Annotated in this window: 11 protein-coding genes; 10 read left to right on the forward strand and 1 reads right to left on the reverse strand. The window is 45.9% G+C overall.

Features of this window, described 5'->3' with window-relative positions; translation table 11 throughout:
* The first annotated feature begins 49 nt into the window (after nt 1-49).
* From RCC89_07395 to RCC89_07440, 10 genes are all read left to right on the forward strand, one after another.
* On the forward strand, nt 50-2,404 hold the full coding sequence (locus RCC89_07395; protein ID WMJ72984.1) for a DUF2339 domain-containing protein: 2,355 nt from the start codon (nt 50-52) through the stop codon (nt 2,402-2,404).
* 5 nt (nt 2,405-2,409) lie between these two features.
* A complete protein-coding gene (locus RCC89_07400) occupies nt 2,410-3,639 on the forward strand; it encodes a hypothetical protein (protein ID WMJ72985.1) in 1,230 nt (409 codons plus the stop codon).
* Nucleotides 3,640-3,742: 103 nt separating this feature from the next.
* Complete coding sequence (gene sugE / locus RCC89_07405; protein ID WMJ72986.1) at nt 3,743-4,060, forward strand: quaternary ammonium compound efflux SMR transporter SugE; 318 nt, start codon at nt 3,743-3,745, stop codon at nt 4,058-4,060.
* Nucleotides 4,061-4,588: 528 nt separating this feature from the next.
* A complete protein-coding gene (locus RCC89_07410) occupies nt 4,589-7,006 on the forward strand; it encodes a GEVED domain-containing protein (protein ID WMJ72987.1) in 2,418 nt (805 codons plus the stop codon).
* 191 nt (nt 7,007-7,197) lie between these two features.
* Nucleotides 7,198-7,971: a hypothetical protein gene (locus RCC89_07415; protein WMJ72988.1), complete on the forward strand. Its 774-nt coding sequence runs from the start codon at nt 7,198-7,200 to the stop codon at nt 7,969-7,971.
* Nucleotides 7,972-8,282: 311 nt separating this feature from the next.
* Entirely contained in the window at nt 8,283-9,614 is a 1,332-nt protein-coding gene (locus RCC89_07420; GenBank protein ID WMJ72989.1) for a GEVED domain-containing protein, read from the forward strand.
* 191 nt (nt 9,615-9,805) lie between these two features.
* Complete coding sequence (locus RCC89_07425; GenBank protein ID WMJ72990.1) at nt 9,806-11,236, forward strand: hypothetical protein; 1,431 nt, start codon at nt 9,806-9,808, stop codon at nt 11,234-11,236.
* A 491-nt stretch (nt 11,237-11,727) separates the two neighbouring features.
* The gene (locus RCC89_07430; protein ID WMJ72991.1) at nt 11,728-12,222 is read left to right on the forward strand and encodes a T9SS type A sorting domain-containing protein; all 495 of its coding nucleotides are present in this window, start codon (nt 11,728-11,730) and stop codon (nt 12,220-12,222) included.
* A 191-nt stretch (nt 12,223-12,413) separates the two neighbouring features.
* Nucleotides 12,414-14,837 (forward strand): GEVED domain-containing protein, encoded by a 2,424-nt coding sequence (locus RCC89_07435; GenBank protein ID WMJ72992.1) that lies wholly within the window; start codon nt 12,414-12,416, stop codon nt 14,835-14,837.
* Nucleotides 14,838-15,000: 163 nt separating this feature from the next.
* On the forward strand, nt 15,001-17,352 hold the full coding sequence (locus RCC89_07440) for a T9SS type A sorting domain-containing protein (protein ID WMJ72993.1): 2,352 nt from the start codon (nt 15,001-15,003) through the stop codon (nt 17,350-17,352).
* A gap of 118 nt (nt 17,353-17,470) precedes the next feature.
* Here the strand turns inward: RCC89_07440 and RCC89_07445 are convergent, their stop codons facing one another.
* Nucleotides 17,471-18,814, reverse strand: coding sequence for an ATP-binding protein (locus RCC89_07445; GenBank protein ID WMJ72994.1), 1,344 nt, complete (start codon nt 18,812-18,814; stop codon nt 17,471-17,473).
* Nucleotides 18,815-18,965 lie beyond the last annotated feature (151 nt).

Raw genomic sequence — 18,965 nt, forward strand, 5'->3', positions numbered from 1 at the left:
TTTTTTTAGAAAATATCTGGTAAATTAAACAGATTCTAAAAAGTAAATTATGGCATTAGTTTCATTTTTGTTGGGTATTTTAATTATTCTTCTGTTGGTTGTTAAAAACACTTTAGAGAGTAAGTTCAATACCTTGCTCCTAAGACTTGACAGAATTCAGAATGAGATTGAGCGCTTAAAAGGGCAAATGGCAAAGGACATTGGAGTGGTTGCTGAAAAGGTTCAAGAGGAGCAAAAAAGTGATCTTGGGTCGGTAAAAGTTGCGGCCAAAGCAGAAGATTCTCCAAAAAGGCAAAAAGAGCTTCAGCCGGCTGCTGTTCTTAGAGAACCAAAGAAAACGGCTCCTAAAGTTCCTGTCGCAAAAAGTAAGAGTTTTTGGGAAAAGCATCCTGACCTGGAAAAATTTATTGGTGAGAACCTCATGAATAAGATAGGGATTGCCATCTTGATAGTAGGTGTGGCAATTTTCGTTAAATACGCCATTGATAGGGATTGGATTGGGCCTGCCGGTCGTGTTCTGATTGGGGTTTTATGTGGCGGTGTCCTTATCGGGGTAGCCCACCGGTTGCACAAAGGTTATAAGGCTTTTAGCTCTGTCTTGCTAGGTGGTGGAATTGCTATTTTATATGTTTCTATTGCACTTGCCTTTCACCTTTTTGGATTAATCAGCCAGCCCTTGGCTTTTGTCCTGATGATGGTGATCACAGCCTTTACTGTAGGTTTTTCGCTTTTGTATAACAGAATGGAAATTGCAGTCCTTGCCATTCTAGGAGGATTTGGGTCTCCTTTTATGGTAAGCACTGGCGAGGGTAACCCTGTCATTCTTTTTTCATATATTTTATTGCTTAATAGCGGGATGCTTGTTCTGGCTTGGTTTAGAAAGTGGTATCCTATCAATATTATTTGCTATGCAATGACAGTTTTGCTTTTTGGCGGGTGGTTCCTTTCCCAAGTAGTAGGGGAAGCTAACCCTGCTGTAGGCGTTGCCCTTGTTTTTGCGTCCTTGTTTTTCATTGTCTTTCTTTTGATGAATGTTGTCTACGAATTGAAGCATCAACGGAGGTTTAAAGCGCTTGATTACTCAATTATTTTGAGTGTAACCTGCTTATATTTCTTTACGGGCTTACACTGCGTTAATGTGTTGAGCAATGGTTTGTTCAATGGTTTGTTTACTGCTTTGTTAGCCCTATTCTTTTTTGTGTGTGCTTGGTTCTTGTATAGAAGCAAAAAAGTGGACCTGAATATGATTTACCTGTTTATCGGGCTTATTCTTACTTTTTTAAGCCTTGCTGCACCTATTCAACTTGAAGGGCATAATATTACTTTGTTCTGGGGTGCAGAAGCTGTGCTGCTTTTATGGCTTGCTGGTAAGTCAGGCATTAAAGTGTTGAAGAAGGGTTCGGTGGTTGTACTAGCTTTGATGTTGGTAAGCCTTTTGATGGATTTCAATAATGTGTATTTGGGGGCAAAGCTTGGGTATGCACCTTCTAGGGTGTTACTCAATAAAGGTTTTTTGACGGGAGTGTATGCTTTGCTGTCTGTGTTTCTATACCTGAAGCTAGTTTATCAGGAAAATGAAAAGCAGTTTTTAGGCTTTCCTTTAGCTCAGGTAAAAAAAGCATTAATAATAGTCTTTAGTATATTAGTGTATTTGACTGGATTTTTAGAGATATCTTACCAATTGCATGCGTTTCTGCATCCGTATTATTATAATGTATTGGTTATTTGTACTTTCTCAATAATTTATTCTATTGCTGTATATTTTGTAAGCGCTAAGAAAGCATTTGCCTTTTTGAAGCCTGCTGCTTTTGTCCTGTCGCTTTTGTGCACGCTGGCCTATGTCATATTTGTCCATAAAGGAGTGGTGTCCTTAAGGAACAGCAGCATAGTTGATGAACTGTCTATGTGGTACTTTTGGGCGCATGCGCTGACCATAGGGTTGATATGTTGGTCGCTAGTTTTGAATTGGTCTTTGGCTAAGCTGTATGTAGGAAAAGGGGAAGGGGCTGGTACATTATCCTATCCTATATTTTCTTTACTGGTTGTCCTGTTCTTGGTTAGCAGTGAATTGGACCATCTTGTTGTCTTAGCATATGCTAATGACCTGTCTTTCATTTCTCAAGCCTTAGATATTTCTCACAAAGCAGGTTATCCGGTGGTTTGGGGCTTGTACTCTTTTGTTCTGATGATTGTGGGAATGAAAAAGAGAATAAAGTACTTGCGATTTGCTTCTCTTGCATTGTTTTCTGTAACATTACTTAAGTTATTTCTTTATGATATTAGGAATGCGTCAGAGGGTGGTAAGATTGGAGCTTTTGTTTCTCTCGGAGTCCTTTTGCTGATCGTTTCTTTTATGTATCAGAAACTTAAGAGTATGCTTGTAAACACTGATCCTAAAAAATGAACTTTGTGAAACTGATAGTTATATGTCTGCTTAGTGTGCTTTTGTTTAGTAACAGTACCATGTCTCAGAGCAGTTACCTTTATCAGGCTGACTTGCCTTTGGTAGAAGAAGCTGGCTATTATGAAATTAAACTTACCCCTGAGATTACAGGCAATCTTAGCAAAGAACTGCATGACTTAAGGGTGGTCAGCGAGCATGGAGAGGAAGTGCCCTATATTTTGCAACAAGACCAAGTGCAACATACGAAGCTAGCTTTTGTGCCATATGAAATTGTGGAGTCTGTTTCTAAGATTAAAGGTGTTTCTCATTTTATTGTTCATAACCCTGACAAGAGGGCTGTTGACCATGTGGTTTTGAGGATTAAAAATGCTGATGTAGACAAAAATCTTAGGATTAGTGGGAGTAATGATGGGGAGCAATGGTTTGTTGTCAAGGGCAATGTTTTTGTTGAGGGTTTTCATGAAAAGGGAAGGGTTTTTATTGAGAAAAAGGTTTCTTTCCCTTTGTCTGATTACGAATACTTGAAATTTGAGATGGACGACTCTGTATCGGCGCCTATTAATGTACTTCATGCAGGATTTTATGCAGCTTCGGTTTCAGAGGGTAGTTATATGGAATTGCCTGCACCGGAAGTTGTTAGATACGACACATTGGGAAAAACTTTTTTGGATTTTACATTTGCACAAAGGTTTTTGTTGGATCGGATCAAATTTTCTGTGGAGTCTCCTGAGAAATATAAAAGAAAGGCAATGCTTTATGTAAACAGTGGAACTAGTGAGAATGATTTATGGACGCCTGTAGGTAAATTTGAACTTGAAAAAGGTGGTGACAATACGGTGTCAAGCCAAACTTTAAAAGGCCAGCGGTTTCGGGTGGTTGTTGAAAATAAGAACAGCCCTGCCTTACAGTTTTCTGATATGAGTTTTCAGCAACTGGAAATTTCACTAAAAGCGGAACTGTCTGCCGGAGTTCACTATAGCCTTATTTTTGGAAACAAAGAGGCAGCCATGCCTGATTATGATCTGAAATATTTTAGTGAGCAAATCCCTGCGGAGTTACCCGTATTGCTTATTTCGGGTGTTCAAACCATTGAAGGGCATAAAGAGGATACAATAGCTTCGTCAGGCAATGATTTTGTTGCTTTTATGTGGCTTGCTATTGGGCTTGTAATAACTTTTCTGGGTTTTATGACTTATAAAATGGTGGTCGATTTAGGTAATAGAAATCAAGGTTAGTGGCAAATGAGCAAATTGGCTACTTTTGTATGTTGGGTCATGTCCCTGTCGATGTTTGTGGTTAGCTGGGACGTGTGAATTGCTTTTTTAAGAACAAGTATTTATGAGTTGGTTTATATTATTTGTAGCAGGTATTTTTGAAGTGGTCTGGGTAACTTCTATGAAGTACTCAGAAGGATTTACTAAACTTTGGCCTTCGGTAATTACGGTGGTGGCACTTTCTTTGAGCATGGCTCTGTTGGGGTATAGTTTAAAAGGTCTGCCTCTTGGTTCTGCCTATGCAGTATGGACGGGAATAGGCGCCGTAGGGGCTGCTTTATTGGGAATGGTTCTTTTTGGTGAACCCAAAAGTTTTCTCCGTTTCGTATTTATCTTGTTTATTGTGTTTGGTATTGTAGGGTTGAAATACCTTTCTGAATAAAATACCCCTCCTGATGTTCCCTCCCGTTGTTGGTGTTTTCACCAACAAAGAGGCTTATCCATTGTATAAAGGGAGGGTGAACTTAAAAGTGGCTCCTTCGCCTTTTTGGCTTTCAGCCCATATCTTACCGCCGTTTTTTTCAACAAAGTCCCCCCTGTTGTTGGTGTTTTCACCAACGACTACTATAATTGGCTCGAAATGGGTTCATGAGCATCCAGCTTTATTTTGCACATTTTATGTCTTATTTTGAATAGGTGTTAGGTGTGGGGTAAGGTTGGGTACCAACAAGGGGGAGATTTTATGAAGAAGGTAAGGATGATTTCGTTTTTTAACTCATTATATGTCCTACTTTGAGTGAAAATATGAATGTTAGGTGTGGGGGAGTTTGGGTAGCTTGTTGGTGAAAACACCAACAAGGGGGAGTGTCGCTTGTCGGTATTTATTTTTAGATAGGAGTATATTTTTTTGGGTTACTTATGAGGCGTTGTGGGTATGTACCCATATAATGTCTTATTATAAGTTTTAGCTATGGTACATAAAATTACATTTTCTTGGCACCTTTTTGTGTGTTTTCTGTTGTTTTCCTTTCACCTATTGCCTGCGCAGGAGATTCCTTTCTTTGATGTGGAGGTGGGGCGGGTTGCCCAGAATCACCGCCATTCTTCAGGAGGAGGGTATGAGCTTGCCAACCTGACTTCGCCGAGCCTTTCGAACCGTACACCTGTGGGCGATTACCTGATAGCCTCGGAAGAGGTCCAGGGCAATGCCAGTGTGCTGGAAGGGGAGGGTATCCCCATCGGTTTTGATTTCCCTTTTGCGGGCGATACTTTTGACGTGTTCGGTGTGAGCGGCAAGGGGTATATTGTGCTTGGCAAGCGCAGCGAAGGTTTGACCATCTATGCCGATACGCTCCGGTACGAAGAGAATGACACGGTCTTTACCCGTCAGAACCCTTATCTGATATCAGGGTTAATGTTGGGAAAGAATACAGAGACTGTTTATAATTTTCGTTCGGCCTATAACAATTGGGGGTTCCCGGGAGATAGGAATATATCAATATATATAAGTTATACTCTTAGATTGCCTGCTCTAAACGGACTGTCTGGGTCTTTTTTATGGGATTCAATGATTTCTTTATATGAAGACGGTAGGATTGTTAAAACATATACATCCAATGTCATGGATGGTGTTGAATTTGAAACGCTTGCATTTGTTCTGGACAGGTTCGGGGACGACAAAGGCTTGGGCATATATGCTCAGGAAGGAGGTTCTTGGGACAACCCTGAGGTTTTTTATGGCCTGGACAACCGCTTTGGTTATTTCAGTGAAAGTTTCCGGCCGGAAATTGTAAGAGACTTTCCGGGTTCAATTTATACCCCCTTTGACCGTCCATATAGCTGTCCCCAGCCTTTCCATTGGGAAATGGGCACGCGGGAGGGGAGCTACCACGCTTACTTTGACAATGACTATTCCCTGCTGGATGAAAGGCGGGCGAACACGACGAGTTCCCTGTGGTGGTACAGTCCGGGTATCCATAATGCCTCCTATGATGTTTACCTTGGCACCGACCCCCATGACATGTGGGAGGCTGGGAGCGAGCTGCCCGGAGACAGTGTGGACATAAGGGCCGGCCATAGTGCAGTGCCTTTGGCCGAGTTCCCTTTCAGCGGGCTGGCACCGGACATGAAGTATTATATGGAGGTGATAGGGGCTACAGAAACAGATACCCTGACCTGTAGTTATGAGTTCCGTACCAAGACGGAAGAGTTCAATGACCGGTACTGCCGGTACTCAAATCCGCATGGCTGGGCCCAAACCCTGATGTACAAAGTGGATTTTAATGACCTTGAATTTGAGAACCCTCTAGAGCCCGGGCTTTTCAATACCTCCCGCCTGGTGCCGGACACGGGAAACTGGACCACTGAGCTTGCGCGGGGGGAGACCTATACCCTTTCCATAGGGGCGACAGAGCAGGCAGGCAGGCACGATATGCGGGTCTTTATAGACTATGACCAGGACGGGGTTTTTGACGAGGAGCGGGAAGCTTACCTGACCACGAGCAACAGCAGTACCAGCTACGAAGACATAGAGATCACCATTCCTGAAGGGGCATTGCTTGGCAGGACGCGGATGAGGGTGGCCTCAAGGCAATGGCCCAGCTATGTTTTCCCTTGTGGGGACAGCTATCTTGACTTTACCGTGACCATCGTGCCCCAGGAGCATTGCCGCAGTCTGTCTTATAATGGGGAGGTTCTGGAAACTTGTTTCCGAGAGGCAGACGGTGCTTTTTCTGTTTCCCCTGAAGGTGGTACGCCCCCTTACAGCATCCAGTGGGACACGGGCAACCCGGAAGATACAGGCGCGGAACTTTCCGGCTTAGGGGTGAACGCCCACCACCGTGCGACTATCGAAGACGCTGAAGGTTGCCATATCCGCACGTCCATGTTGGTGATGCGCCAGACGCAGCCCGTGCTAGCGGACACCAATGGGCTATACGAACACCGCCAGGCTTCCCTTTCCGGTGGGGTGCCACCTTTTTCCATAGAACTGAGCGGTGAAGGGGAGACATACTTCTTTGAAGGTGTTTCGGACCTCCTGGACTTGGAGGGACTTGCGCCTGGCACTTACGACCTGGAGGTGCACGACAGCCAAGGCTGTACCTATACCGTAGAAGGCGTGGAGGTACCGGTGCTTTTATCGACCGCTACCGGTTCAGAGACGCTTGCCGATGTGCTGGTCTATCCCAACCCCGCCCGTGACATACTGTACGTACAAGGGGTGTCGCACCATGCGGTGGCAGAGGTTTATTCTATGAAAGGCGTGCTGGTGAAGGAAGAAAAGCTATCCGGCAACAGCATTGGCCTTACAGGGATCCCTTCCGGCCTTTATATCCTTCGCCTGAAGGATGGAGATATAATGTTTAACCAGAAAGTCCTCGTGCATTGATCATAATTGATGTTTAAACATGTAATTGGTTGAAAAAAAATTACATGTTCTTTTGTTGTAATAAACAGTCGGCTTTATTAATATTGTGTCGCTTGTCGGTATTTATTTTTAGATAGGAGTATATTTTTTTGGGTTACTTATGAGGCGTTGTGGGTATGTACCCATATAATGTCTTATTATAAGTTTTAGCTATGGTACATAAAATTACATTTTCTTGGCACCTTTTTGTGTGTTTTCTGTTGTTTTCCTTTCACCTATTGCCCGCGCAGGAAATTCCGTTTTTTGATGTGGAGGTGGGTATGTACCCAAGTAATTTCCGTTATTCTACGGCAGGGGGGAATGAACTGGCCAATCTTACTTCACCGAGCCTTTCGAACCGTACACCTGTGGGCGACTACCTGATAGCCTCGGAAGAGGTCCAGGGCAATGCCAGTGTGCTGGAGGGGGAGGGCATCCCCATCGGTTTTGATTTCCCCTTTGCGGGCGACACTTTTGACGTGTTCGGTGTGAGCGGCAAGGGGTATATTGTGCTTGGCAAGCGCAGCGAAGGTTTGACCATCTACGCCGATACGCTCCGGTACGAAGAGAATGACACGGTCTTTACCCGTCAGAACCCTTATTTGATATCAGGTCTTATGCTTGGGAAAAATGCTGAGACTGTTTACTCTTTATGGGTTGTTTGTAGAAATCATGGATTTCCCGGAGATAGAAATATCTCTATCCTTATAGATTACTCTCTACGGCTTCCTGCCTTAAACGGGCTTTCTGGCTCATTTTCGTGGACATCAATGATTTCTTTATATGAAGATGGCAGGATTGTGAAGACTTATACATCCAATGTTATGGATGGTGTTGAGTTTGAAACGCTTGCATTTGTTCTGGACAGGTTCGGGGACGACAAAGACTTGGGTATATATGCTCAAGAAGGGGGGGGTGGGACAGCCCTGAGGTTTTTTATGGCCTAGACAATCGCTTTGGTTATGTTAGTGAAAGTTTTCGGCCGGAAAGTGTGAGAGACTTTCCGGGTTCAATTTATACCCCCCTTGCCCGTCCATACAGCTGTCCTTGGCCTTTCCATTGGGAAATGGGTACGCGGGAGGGGAACTACCACGCTTACTTTGACAATGACTATTCCCTGCTGGATGAAAAGCGGGCGAACACGACAAGTTCCCTTTGGTGGTATGGCTCGGGTATCCATAATGCCTCCTATGATGTTTATCTTGGCACCGACCCCCACGATATGTGGGAGGCGGGGGAGGGGCTGTCCGGAGACAGTGTGGACATAAGGGCCGGGCGTAGTGCAGTGCCTTTGGTGGAGTTCCCGTTCAGCGGGCTGGCACCGGACATGAAGTACTATATGAAGGTAACAGGGTCAACAGAAACAGATACCCTGACCTGTAGCTATGAGTTCCGTACCAAGACGGAAGAATTCAATGACCGCTACTGCCGGTATTCAAACCCGCATGGCTGGGCCCAAACCCTGATGTACAAAGTGGATTTTAATGACCTTGAATTTGAGAACCCACTAGAACCCGGGCTTTTCAATACCTCCCGCCTGGTGCCGGACACGGGGAACTGGACCACTGAGCTTGCACGGGGGGAGACCTATACCCTTTCCATAGGGGCGACAGAGCGAGCGAGCGACCACCGTATGAGGGTCTTTATAGACTATGACCAGGACGGGGTTTTTGACGAGGAGCGGGAAGCTTACCTGACCACGAGCAACAGCAGTACCAGCTACGAAGACATAGAGATCACCATTCCTGAAGGGGCATTGCTTGGCAGGACGCGGATGAGGGTGGCCTCAAGGCAATGGCCTTATTATATCTCCCCTTGTGGCAACAGCTATCTTGACTTTACCGTGACCATTGTGCCCCAGGAGCATTGCCGCAGTCTGTCTTATAATGGGGAGGTCCAGGAAACTTGTTTCCGAGAGGCAGACGGTGCTTTTTCTGTTTCCCCTGAAGGTGGCACGCCCCCTTACAGCATCCAATGGGACACGGGAGACCCGGAAGATACAGGCGCGGAACTTTCCGGCTTAGGGGTGAACGCCCACCACCGTGCGACTATCGAAGACGCTGAAGGTTGCCATATCCGCACGTCCATGTTGGTGATGCGCCAGACGCAGCCCGTACTGGCGGACACCAATGGGCTATACGAGCACCGCCAGGCTTCCCTTTCCGGCGGGGTGCCGCCTTTTTCCATAGAACTAAGCGGTGAAGGGGAGACATACTTCTTTGAAGGTGTTTCAGACCTCTTGGACTTGGAGGGGCTTGCGCCTGGCACTTACGACCTGGAGGTGCACGACAGCCAAGGCTGTACCTATACTGTAGAAGGCTTGGAGGTGCCGGTGCTTTTATCGACTGCTACCGGTTCAGAGACGCTTTCCGATGTGCTGGTCTATCCCAACCCCGCCCGTGACATATTGTACGTACAAGGGGTGTCGCAACATGCGGTGGCAGAGGTTTATTCTATGAAAGGCGTGCTGGTGAAGGAAGAAAAGTTGTCCGGCAACAGCATTGGCCTTGCAGGGATCCCTTCCGGCCTTTATATCCTTCGCCTGAAGGATGGAGATATAATGTTTAACCAGAAAGTCCTCGTGCATTGATCATAATTGATGTTTAAACATGTAATTGGTTGAAAAAAAATTACATGTTCTTTTGTTGTGATAAACAGTCGGCTTTATTAATATTGTGTCGCTTGTCGGTATTTATTTTTAGATAGGAGTATATTTTTTTGGGTTACTTATGAGGCGTTGTGGGTATGTACCCATATAATGTCTTATTATAAGTTTTAGCTATGGTACATAAAATCGCATTTTCTTGGCACTTTTTTGTGTGTTTTCTGTTGTTTTCCTTTCACCTATTGCCTGCGCAGGAGATTCCTTTCTTTGATGTGGAGGTGGGGCGGGTTGCCCAGAATCACCGCCATTCTTCAGGAGGAGGGTATGAGCTTGCCAACCTGACTTCGCCGAGCCTTTCGAACCGTACACCTGTGGGCGATTACCTGATAGCCTCGGAAGAGGTCCAGGGCAATGCCAGTGTGCTGGAAGGGGAGGGTATCCCCATCGGTTTTGATTTCCCTTTTGCGGGCGATACTTTTGACGTGTTCGGTGTGAGCGGCAAGGGGTATATTGTGCTTGGCAAGCGCAGCGAAGGTTTGACCATCTATGCCGATACGCTCCGGTACGAAGAGAATGACACGGTCTTTACCCGTCAGAACCCTTATCTGATATCAGGGTTAATGTTGGGAAAGAATACAGAGACTGTTTACTCTATGAGGGTTGATTTTAGGAATCACGGATTTCCAGGGGATAGGAATATTGCTATTTTCATAAGTTGCTCCCTGCGCCTCCCTGCTCTCAATGGGCTTTCTGGCTCATTTTCGTGGACATCAATAATCTCATTGTATGAAGATGGGAAAATCTCTAAAACATTTCAGACTAATGCGATGGACGGGGTTGATATTGAAACGCTTGCGTTTGTTTTGAGCAGATTCGGGGAAGACAAAGACTTGAGTATATATGCTCAAGAAGGAGGATCTTGGGACAGCCCTGAGGTAACTTATAATTCAGAAAACCGGTTCGGCTATGTCAGTGAAAGTTTCCGGCCGGAAAGTGTCACTGATTTTCCAGGGTCAAGCTATATCCCCCGTGACCGTCCATATAGCTGTCCTTGGCCTTTCCACTGGGAAATGGGCACGCGGGAGGGGAACTACCACGCTTACTTTGACAATGACTATTCCCTGCTGGATGAAAAGCGGGCGAACACGACGAGTTCCCTGTGGTGGTATGGCTCGGGTATCCATAATGCCTCCTATGATGTTTACCTTGGCACCGACCCCCATGACATGTGGGAGGCCGGGAGCAGCCTGTCAGGAGACAGTGTGGACATAAGGGCCGGGCGTAGGGCAGTGCCTTTGGTGGAATTCCCTTTCAGCGGGCTGGCGCCTGACATGAAGTATTATATGGAGGTGATAGGGGTTACAGAAACAGATACCCTGACCTGTAGTTATGAGTTCCGTACCAAGACGGAAGAGTTCAATGACCGGTACTGCCGGTACTCAAATCCGTATGGCTGGGCTGAACCCCTGATGTACAAAGTGGATTTTAATGACCTTGAATTTGAGAACCCATTAGAGCCCGGGCTTTTCACTACCTCCCGCCTGGTGCCGGACACGGGAAACTGGACCACTGAACTTGCACGGGGGAGACCTATACTCTTTCCATAGGGGCGACAGAGCGGGCGGGCGACCACCGTATGCGGGTCTTTATAGACTATGACCAGGACGGGGTTTTTGACGAGGAGCGGGAAGCTTACCTGACCACGAGCAACAGCAGTACCAGCTACGAAGACATAGAGATCACCATTCCTGAAGGGGCATTGCTTGGCAGGACGCGGATGAGGGTGGCCTCAAGGCAATGGCCCAGCTATGTTTTCCCTTGTGGCAACAGCTATCTTGACTTTACCGTGACCATCGTGCCCCAGGAGCATTGCCGCAGTCTGTCTTATAATGGGGAGGTCCTGGAAACTTGTTTCCGAGAGGCAGACGGTGCTTTTTCTGTTTCCCCTGAAGGTGGCACGCCCCCTTACAGCATCCAGTGGGACACGGGCAACCCGGAAGATAGAGGCCAGGAGCTTTCCGGTTTAGGGGTGAACGCCCACCACCGTGCGACTATCGAAGACGCTGAAGGTTGCCATATCCGCACGTCCATGTTGGTGATGCGCCAGACGCAGCCCGTGCTAGCGGACACCAATGGGCTATACGAGCACCGCCAGGCTTCCCTTTCCGGCGGGGTGCCGCCTTTTTCCATAGAACTAAGCGGTGAAGGGGAGACATACTTCTTTGAAGGTGTTTCGGACCTCCTGGACTTGGAGGGGTTTGCCCCTGGCACTTACGACCTGGAGGTGCACGACAGCCATGGCTGTACCTATACTGTAGAAGGCTTGGAGGTGCCAGTGCTTTTATCGACTGCTACCGGTTCAGAGACGCTTTCCGATGTGCTGGTCTATCCCAACCCCGCCCGTGACATATTGTACGTACAAGGGGTGTCGCACCATGCGGTGGCAGAGGTTTATTCTATGAAAGGCGTGCTGGTGAAGGAAGAAAAGCTATCCGGCAACAGCATTGGCCTTGCAGGGATCCCTTCCGGCCTTTATATCCTTCGCCTGAAGGATGGAGATATAATGTTTAACCAGAAAGTCCTCGTGCATTGATCATAATTGATGTTTAAACATGTAATTGGTTGAAAAAAAATTACATGTTCTTTTGTTGTAATAAACAGTCGGCTTTATTAATATTGTGTAGCTTTTCGGTATTTATTTTTAGATAGGCGTATATTTTTTGGGGTTACTTATGGGGCGTTGTGGGTATGTACCCATATAATGTCTTATTATAAGTTTTAGCTATGGTACATAAAATCGCATTTTCTTGGCACTTTTTTGTGTGTTTTCTGTTGTTTTCCTTTCACCTATTGCCTGCGCAGGAGATTCCTTTCTTTGATGTGGAGGTGGGTAGTTTCTTAAGGAACAGTCGCCATGTCACAGGGGGGGGGAGTGATCTTGCCAACTTGACCTCGCCGAGCCTTTCGAACCGTACACCTGTGGGCGATTACCTGATTGCTTCGGAAGAGGTCCAGGGCAATGCCCCTGTGCTGGAAGGGGAAGGCATTCCCATCGGTTTTGATTTCCCCTTTGCGGGAGACACTTTTGACGTGTTCGGTGTCAGCGGCAAGGGGTATATTGTACTTGGCAAGCGCAGCGAAGGTTTGACTATCTACGCCGATACGCTCCGGTACGAAGAGAATGACACGGTCTTTACCCGTCAGAACCCTTATCTGATATCAGGGTTAATGTTGGGAAAGAATACTGAGACTGTCTATAACTTTCGAGTAAACCATAAAACATGGGGTTTCCCGGGAGACAGGAGCATGTCGATATATATAAGTCATACCATGAGACTTCCTGCCTTGAACGGGCTTACAAGGTCTTTTTTATGGGATTCAATGATTTCTTTATATGAAGATGGCAGGATTGTTAAAAGCTATACATCCAATGTCGTGGATGGTGTTGAATTTGAAACGCTTGCATTTGTTCTGGACAGGTTCGGGGACGACAAAGACTTGGGCATATATGCTCAAGAAGGAGGTTCCTGGGACAGCCCTGAGGTTTTTTATGGCCTGGACAACCGCTTTGGGTATTTCAGTGAAAGTTTCCGGCCGGAAATTTCTGGCAGCATGTTTCCTGGGACAATCTATACTCCCTTTGCCCGTCCATATAGCTGTCCCCAGCCTTTCCACTGGGAGATGGGTACGCGGGAGGGGAACTACCACGCTTACTTTGACAATGACTATTCCCTGCTGGATGAAAAGCGGGCGAACACGACGAGTTCCCTGTGGTGGTACAGTCCGGGTATCCATAATGCCTCCTATGATGTTTACCTTGGCACCGACCCCCATGACATGTGGGAGGCTGGGAGCGAGCTGCCCGGAGACAGTGTGGACATAAGGGCCGGCCATAGTGCAGTGCCTTTGGCCGAGTTCCCTTTCAGCGGGCTGGCACCGGACATGAAGTATTATATGGAGGTGATAGGGGCTACAGAAACAGATACCCTGACCTGTAGTTATGAGTTCCGTACCAAGACGGAAGAGTTCAATGACCGGTACTGCCGGTACTCAAATCCGCATGGCTGGGCCCAAACCCTGATGTACAAAGTGGATTTTAATGACCTTGAATTTGAGAACCCTCTAGAGCCCGGGCTTTTCAATACCTCCCGCCTGGTGCCGGACACGGGAAACTGGACCACTGAGCTTGCGCGGGGGGAGACCTATACCCTTTCCATAGGGGCGACAGAGCAGGCAGGCAGGCACGATATGCGGGTCTTTATAGACTATGACCAGGACGGGGTTTTTGACGAGGAGCGGGAAGCTTACCTGACCACGAGCAACAGCAGTACCAGCTACGAAGACATAGAGATCACCATTCCTGAAGGGGCATTGCTTGGCAGGACGCGGATGAGGGTGGCCTCAAGGCAATGGCCCAGCTATGTTTTCCCTTGTGGGGACAGCTATCTTGACTTTACCGTGACCATCGTGCCCCAGGAGCATTGCCGCAGTCTGTCTTATAATGGGGAGGTTCTGGAAACTTGTTTCCGAGAGGTAGACGGTGCTTTTTCTGTTTCCCCTGAAGGTGGCACGCCCCCTTACAGTATCCAATGGGACACGGGAAACCCGGAAGATACAGGCACGGAACTTTCCGGCTTAGGGGTGAACGCCCACCACCGTGCGACTATCGAAGACGCTGAAGGTTGCCATATCCGCACGTCCATGTTGGTGATGCGCCAGACGCAGCCCGTACTGGCGGACACCAATGGGCTATACGAGCACCGCCAGGCTTCCCTTTCCGGCGGGGTGCCGCCTTTTTCCATAGAACTGGGCGGTGAAGGGGAGACATACTTCTTTGAAGGTGTTTCGGACCTCTTGGACTTGGAGGGGCTTGCGCCTGGCACTTACGACCTGGAGGTGCACGACAGCCATGGCTGTACCTATACTGTAGAAGGCTTGGAGGTGCCAGTGCTTTTATCGACTGCTACCGGTTCAGAGACGCTTTCCGATGTGCTGGTCTATCCCAACCCCGCCCGTGACATATTGTACGTACAAGGGGTGTCGCACCATGCGGTGGCAGAGGTTTATTCTATGAAAGGCGTGCTGGTGAAGGAAGAAAAGCTGTCCGGCAACAGCATTGGCCTTGCAGGGATCCCTTCCGGCCTTTATATCCTTCGCCTGAAGGATGGAGATATAATGTTTAACCAAAAAATAATAGTCGAAAACTAAGAAAAAAAAAGGAGAAGTTTCCGGCGCTCGTCACCAGGTGAAAGAACCGGGCAGAAGCGGGCCTTACGGCCCGACTACCCGCTTTTCTGTGCGGCAACACAGAAAAAAGGGTTTTTTAATAAAAAATTATTGACCAATTGTTTTACTAAATTTAACCCGTTTAATGAAAACGCTAAAATTAGGAATTTGTTTGCTTTTTGCAACAAATATTTTACACGCACAGACACAGACCTGTGACTCTACCAATATTCCCAATGCCGGGAATAATTTTCATGTGGAAAATACCTTTGGTTCAGGGGCGGATTTTCAGCCTGTGAATGGTACTACAGGCGATGAATGTGTGCAAACAAACGATCCTCTACATTATAGTCTCGATATTGGTTGCCCCCAAGAAGGAGGCGATATATCCAATGTTCAAACGGATATAGACTTTAATGTTCAAGGTGGCCTGCAAATTAACAGTATTAATGGGAATACTATCAGTGTAACGCCTGTTGAGAGGGATGACCGATATGATAAGGGGAGAATCACAGCGGATTATATTTGTACCTATGACAGCGTAGGGACAATACCCATTCCATGTGAAGAGGGTACCATGCCTTTTACCTATAATAAAAGAAGGGAAGGCCGTGTGTATATGGACCTTTACCAAAAATTTGATTGGACAAGTGAAATTGTAGGGCCAAGCTGTGTGTCGGAAGGCGAAAAGGTTACCTACTCTATCTTTGATTATGTAAGTGGTACTGCGGTAACAAGTTCTGGATATGGTATTGGAATAGACGAGTATAAGTGGTGCTGGCCAGATGGCTGGGAGATCGACTACAATTCAGCAGATAACAGTTCTATAACTTTAGATGCTAATACCGTCAACCCTGGCCAAGACCAACTCTCTGTAATGGTGGGAAGGTGCAATACGCAGATAGAATTTAAGACCATAGGACTGGGTTTGCCTGAAGCTGTGCTTGACAGTGAGATTTGTGTGTCTGCGAGCAATACCATTGAGCTGGTGCTAAGCACGGTAGAGGATGTGCGCTATACTCTTGACCTAGGTGACTATACCCTTGCCAACGGTGGAGACTTGTCATTTGTGGGAACTGGGGGCAATATCAGCAGGGTCATCGATGTAGGTGAAGATGAAAGTGGAAGCATTACGGTGATATCTTCTGCCGTCAGCGGCGGCGGTTTCTGTGCGGAGCAGCCACGTTCAGATGTATTTACTTTTGAAAGGGGCTTTACCGGTGGAGAAATAGACGGCCCAGAGTGCTTGGTGCCGGGCGAAACGTATCAGTTTAGTGTGGAGGGCAGTGGACCTGTTACATGGGATTTCCCTCAGGGCATAACTATAGAGAGCAACCCGGACAATGCTGCCTCGGTAAGTGTTTCTGTAGGCGAATCATTTGTTGAAGGAAACGTTTCTGTCTCTGGTGGCTGTGAGGGAGTAACTACTATTACGAAATGGCTTAAAAAAGGGCCGGCGGCACCATCTGAGATTGTAGGGCCTGAGTGTATTAGCCAAAATACCAACTACGAGTACAGTGTTACTGACGGGCATGGCGATACGTATCAATGGAACTTACCACAAGGTTTCAGCCCACAAAGCCTTTTGGGAGGAGCATCTATAAACCCTCATAGTGGCAATACTACCGGTGGAACTATTTCTGTGGTTGCCAAAATAGACGGTTGTCCAGATGCAGCGCCTGTTGAGAAAGAGGTTTTTGTTTCTCCAGGTGCCATTCACTCTATTGATGCAAGCCAACCATGCTTGAACAGTGGCATTGCAGACCAAGTGACCCTTACTGCTAATCCAGATAACTTTGGAAGTTATGAGTGGGACTTGCCTGCTGGTTGGTCTTTTGCAGGAGGTAACACAGACGCTGCCAGTGTAACAGTAAATACTGATGGAACAGGAGGCGAAGTAAGTGTAAGGGCATTAGCCGGAGGTAATTGTCCTGACGGCCCTGAGTACAACCAAAACTTTGCTGCTGAAGGTATTGGACAGCCGGTTTCTATTAGCAGACATAGTACAGACTTCGGGGGAGAGTATCTTGAAGTGAATGTATGGGCGCAGTCTTATCAATGGTATGTAGATGGGGTTGCTCTTGCTGGCGAAGACCGTCGTATACTGGACTTGCCTTTCTATGATGGAGAAAGCCGTGAATATTGCGTAGATGTGAGCAATGGTGACTGTATATCAAGAGAATGTTTAAGTTCTGAGTATATTAAAAGCATGCGTATTTCTCCAGAAAGCATGGAAGTTTCTGAAGAAAAGAAACAAGCATCTTCTGTAAGGATATCTCCTAACCCTGTTTCTGAGACCTTAAGGATAGAAGCAGCGTCTGACCTAGAAGGTACTTCATTTAGTGTGGTGTCAATGAAAGGCGACGAAGTTGCCAGTGGACAATTTGGTTTAAAAGAAGTGAAAGTTAATGTTAGTGATTGGCCTAGTGGTACTTATATAGTTAAGTATGTTCTTAACGGAGAAGCCCATGCCAAGAAGGTAAATGTAGTGAAGTAATCTTAAACTTTTACTATTATAAAAAGAGGTTACCGTTCTTAGCGGTAGCCTCTTTTGTTACTCATGCTCTGCTATAGTATACCCCTCCCGTTGCTGGTGTTTTCACCAACAAAGAGGCCTAGCCATTGTATAAAGGGACGGTAAACTTAAAAGTTGCCCCTTCGCCTTTTTGGCTTTCAGCCCAAATCTTGCCACCGTTTTTTTCAACAAAGTCCTTGCAAAGCAGTAAGCCTAACCCTGAACCTTCTTCCATTTGTGTCCCTTTGGTAGTAATTTGTGAGCCTACCTTAAAAAGTTTATTAAGGGTTTTTTCGTCCATTCCAATGCCCTCGTCACGGATTGATACGAGCAAGTGTTTCTCCTTTTTCTCAGACTCTATATAAATGTTGCTACTTTCTTGAGAAAACTTGATGCTGTTGTTCAATAAGTTTCTGATGACAGTACAGACCATATAATGGTCTGCAAATATCTGGTAATCTTGTACATGGTTAATTGCACGAATATTTTTTTTAGTAGCCATTGGCTGTATTTTATCTATAACTTCTGAGGTCGTTGCTTTAATGTTTAAAGGTTTTGGGTTGTGTTCGGTTTTGTCCATCTGAGCTTTGGACCATTCTAAAAGCTCTTCCAATAACAGGGCTACTTTGTTAATAGAGTTTTCCAGCATCGTAGATATTTGTTGGCGGTCTTTATCTTCTTTGCTTTGGTTTAACAATTCCCAAAGCTGTTTTGCCGCATAAATTGGTCCCCGCAAATCATGGCTTATTATTGAAAAGAACTTGTTTTTATTTTGATTCAAAGCCCTTAGGTCTTGTTCTACTTTCTGGCGACCTTTTATATCCCTTCTGATCAGGTAGACAAAAATTATGGCAATGAAAAAAGCGCCAAAAGTGGTTATTAATAAATAGTTTCTGCTTATCACTGCTTGGTCTTCTGTCTTGGCTTGGCGCTGTTGTAGCAGATCTAGCTCATAATCTTCTATTTGATTAAATAGGCTGTTGATCCTATAGTTTATTTCCGTAGCACTTTGGTAAATTCTGAAAATACTGTCAGAGTCTACGGCTGGGTTGCCTACAGCACCGATCATATTGTTCATTTTCTTAATTCTTACATTTACACACATTTCCAGGGAGTCTATGATCTTTTGCAACGGTATTTGTTGCCTGGTCAAATATTTTACCATTGCTGTATTTTCATGAATCTGTGCTACATTTCCATGGAAGTTCTGTAGTAGTTCTTCTCTTCCGTCCGTGATATAGTATGCCCTGGCGTTGCTCTCTGCCCGAACTAAATTTTCTTCAATCTGTTGCACATGGTTGATTACATTATATGTATACTCTACCATGGCAAAGTTTTCTTTTGCTTGTTCAGAGGAAACAAAGGATAGGTAAATGGAATAAAACAAGAGTAGGAAAATGATACCAACACCTATGGGCAGTGTTTTTGATATATTTATTTTCATATATATATTCTCAAGAAAAAAGTAAAAAATCACGTCTGCTAATTGGCAAGTGTACATGATTTTAGTCGCTTTTCTTGCAATAAGGGCATGGGGCTTCATTGCTTGGGCTAAAATAAACTTGCCTTAGTATGTATTGATAAACAAGTCAATT

This window comes from Cytophagaceae bacterium ABcell3 (genome assembly GCA_030913385.1).
Lineage (GTDB): Bacteria > Bacteroidota > Bacteroidia > Cytophagales > Cytophagaceae > ABcell3.

What these genes read in the sequence shown, in the direction of transcription:
- RCC89_07395 (WMJ72984.1), top strand. Translation starts at nt 50, where the DNA reads ATGGCATTAGTTTCATTTTTGTTGGGTATTTTAATTATTCTTCTGTTG.
- sugE (WMJ72986.1), top strand. Translation starts at nt 3,743, where the DNA reads ATGAGTTGGTTTATATTATTTGTAGCAGGTATTTTTGAAGTGGTCTGG.
- RCC89_07410 (WMJ72987.1), top strand. Translation starts at nt 4,589, where the DNA reads ATGGTACATAAAATTACATTTTCTTGGCACCTTTTTGTGTGTTTTCTG.
- RCC89_07415 (WMJ72988.1), top strand. Translation starts at nt 7,198, where the DNA reads ATGGTACATAAAATTACATTTTCTTGGCACCTTTTTGTGTGTTTTCTG.
- RCC89_07425 (WMJ72990.1), top strand. Translation starts at nt 9,806, where the DNA reads ATGGTACATAAAATCGCATTTTCTTGGCACTTTTTTGTGTGTTTTCTG.
- RCC89_07430 (WMJ72991.1), top strand. Translation starts at nt 11,728, where the DNA reads ATGCGCCAGACGCAGCCCGTGCTAGCGGACACCAATGGGCTATACGAG.
- RCC89_07435 (WMJ72992.1), top strand. Translation starts at nt 12,414, where the DNA reads ATGGTACATAAAATCGCATTTTCTTGGCACTTTTTTGTGTGTTTTCTG.
- RCC89_07440 (WMJ72993.1), top strand. Translation starts at nt 15,001, where the DNA reads ATGAAAACGCTAAAATTAGGAATTTGTTTGCTTTTTGCAACAAATATT.
- RCC89_07445 (WMJ72994.1), bottom strand. Translation starts at nt 18,814, where the DNA reads ATGAAAATAAATATATCAAAAACACTGCCCATAGGTGTTGGTATCATT.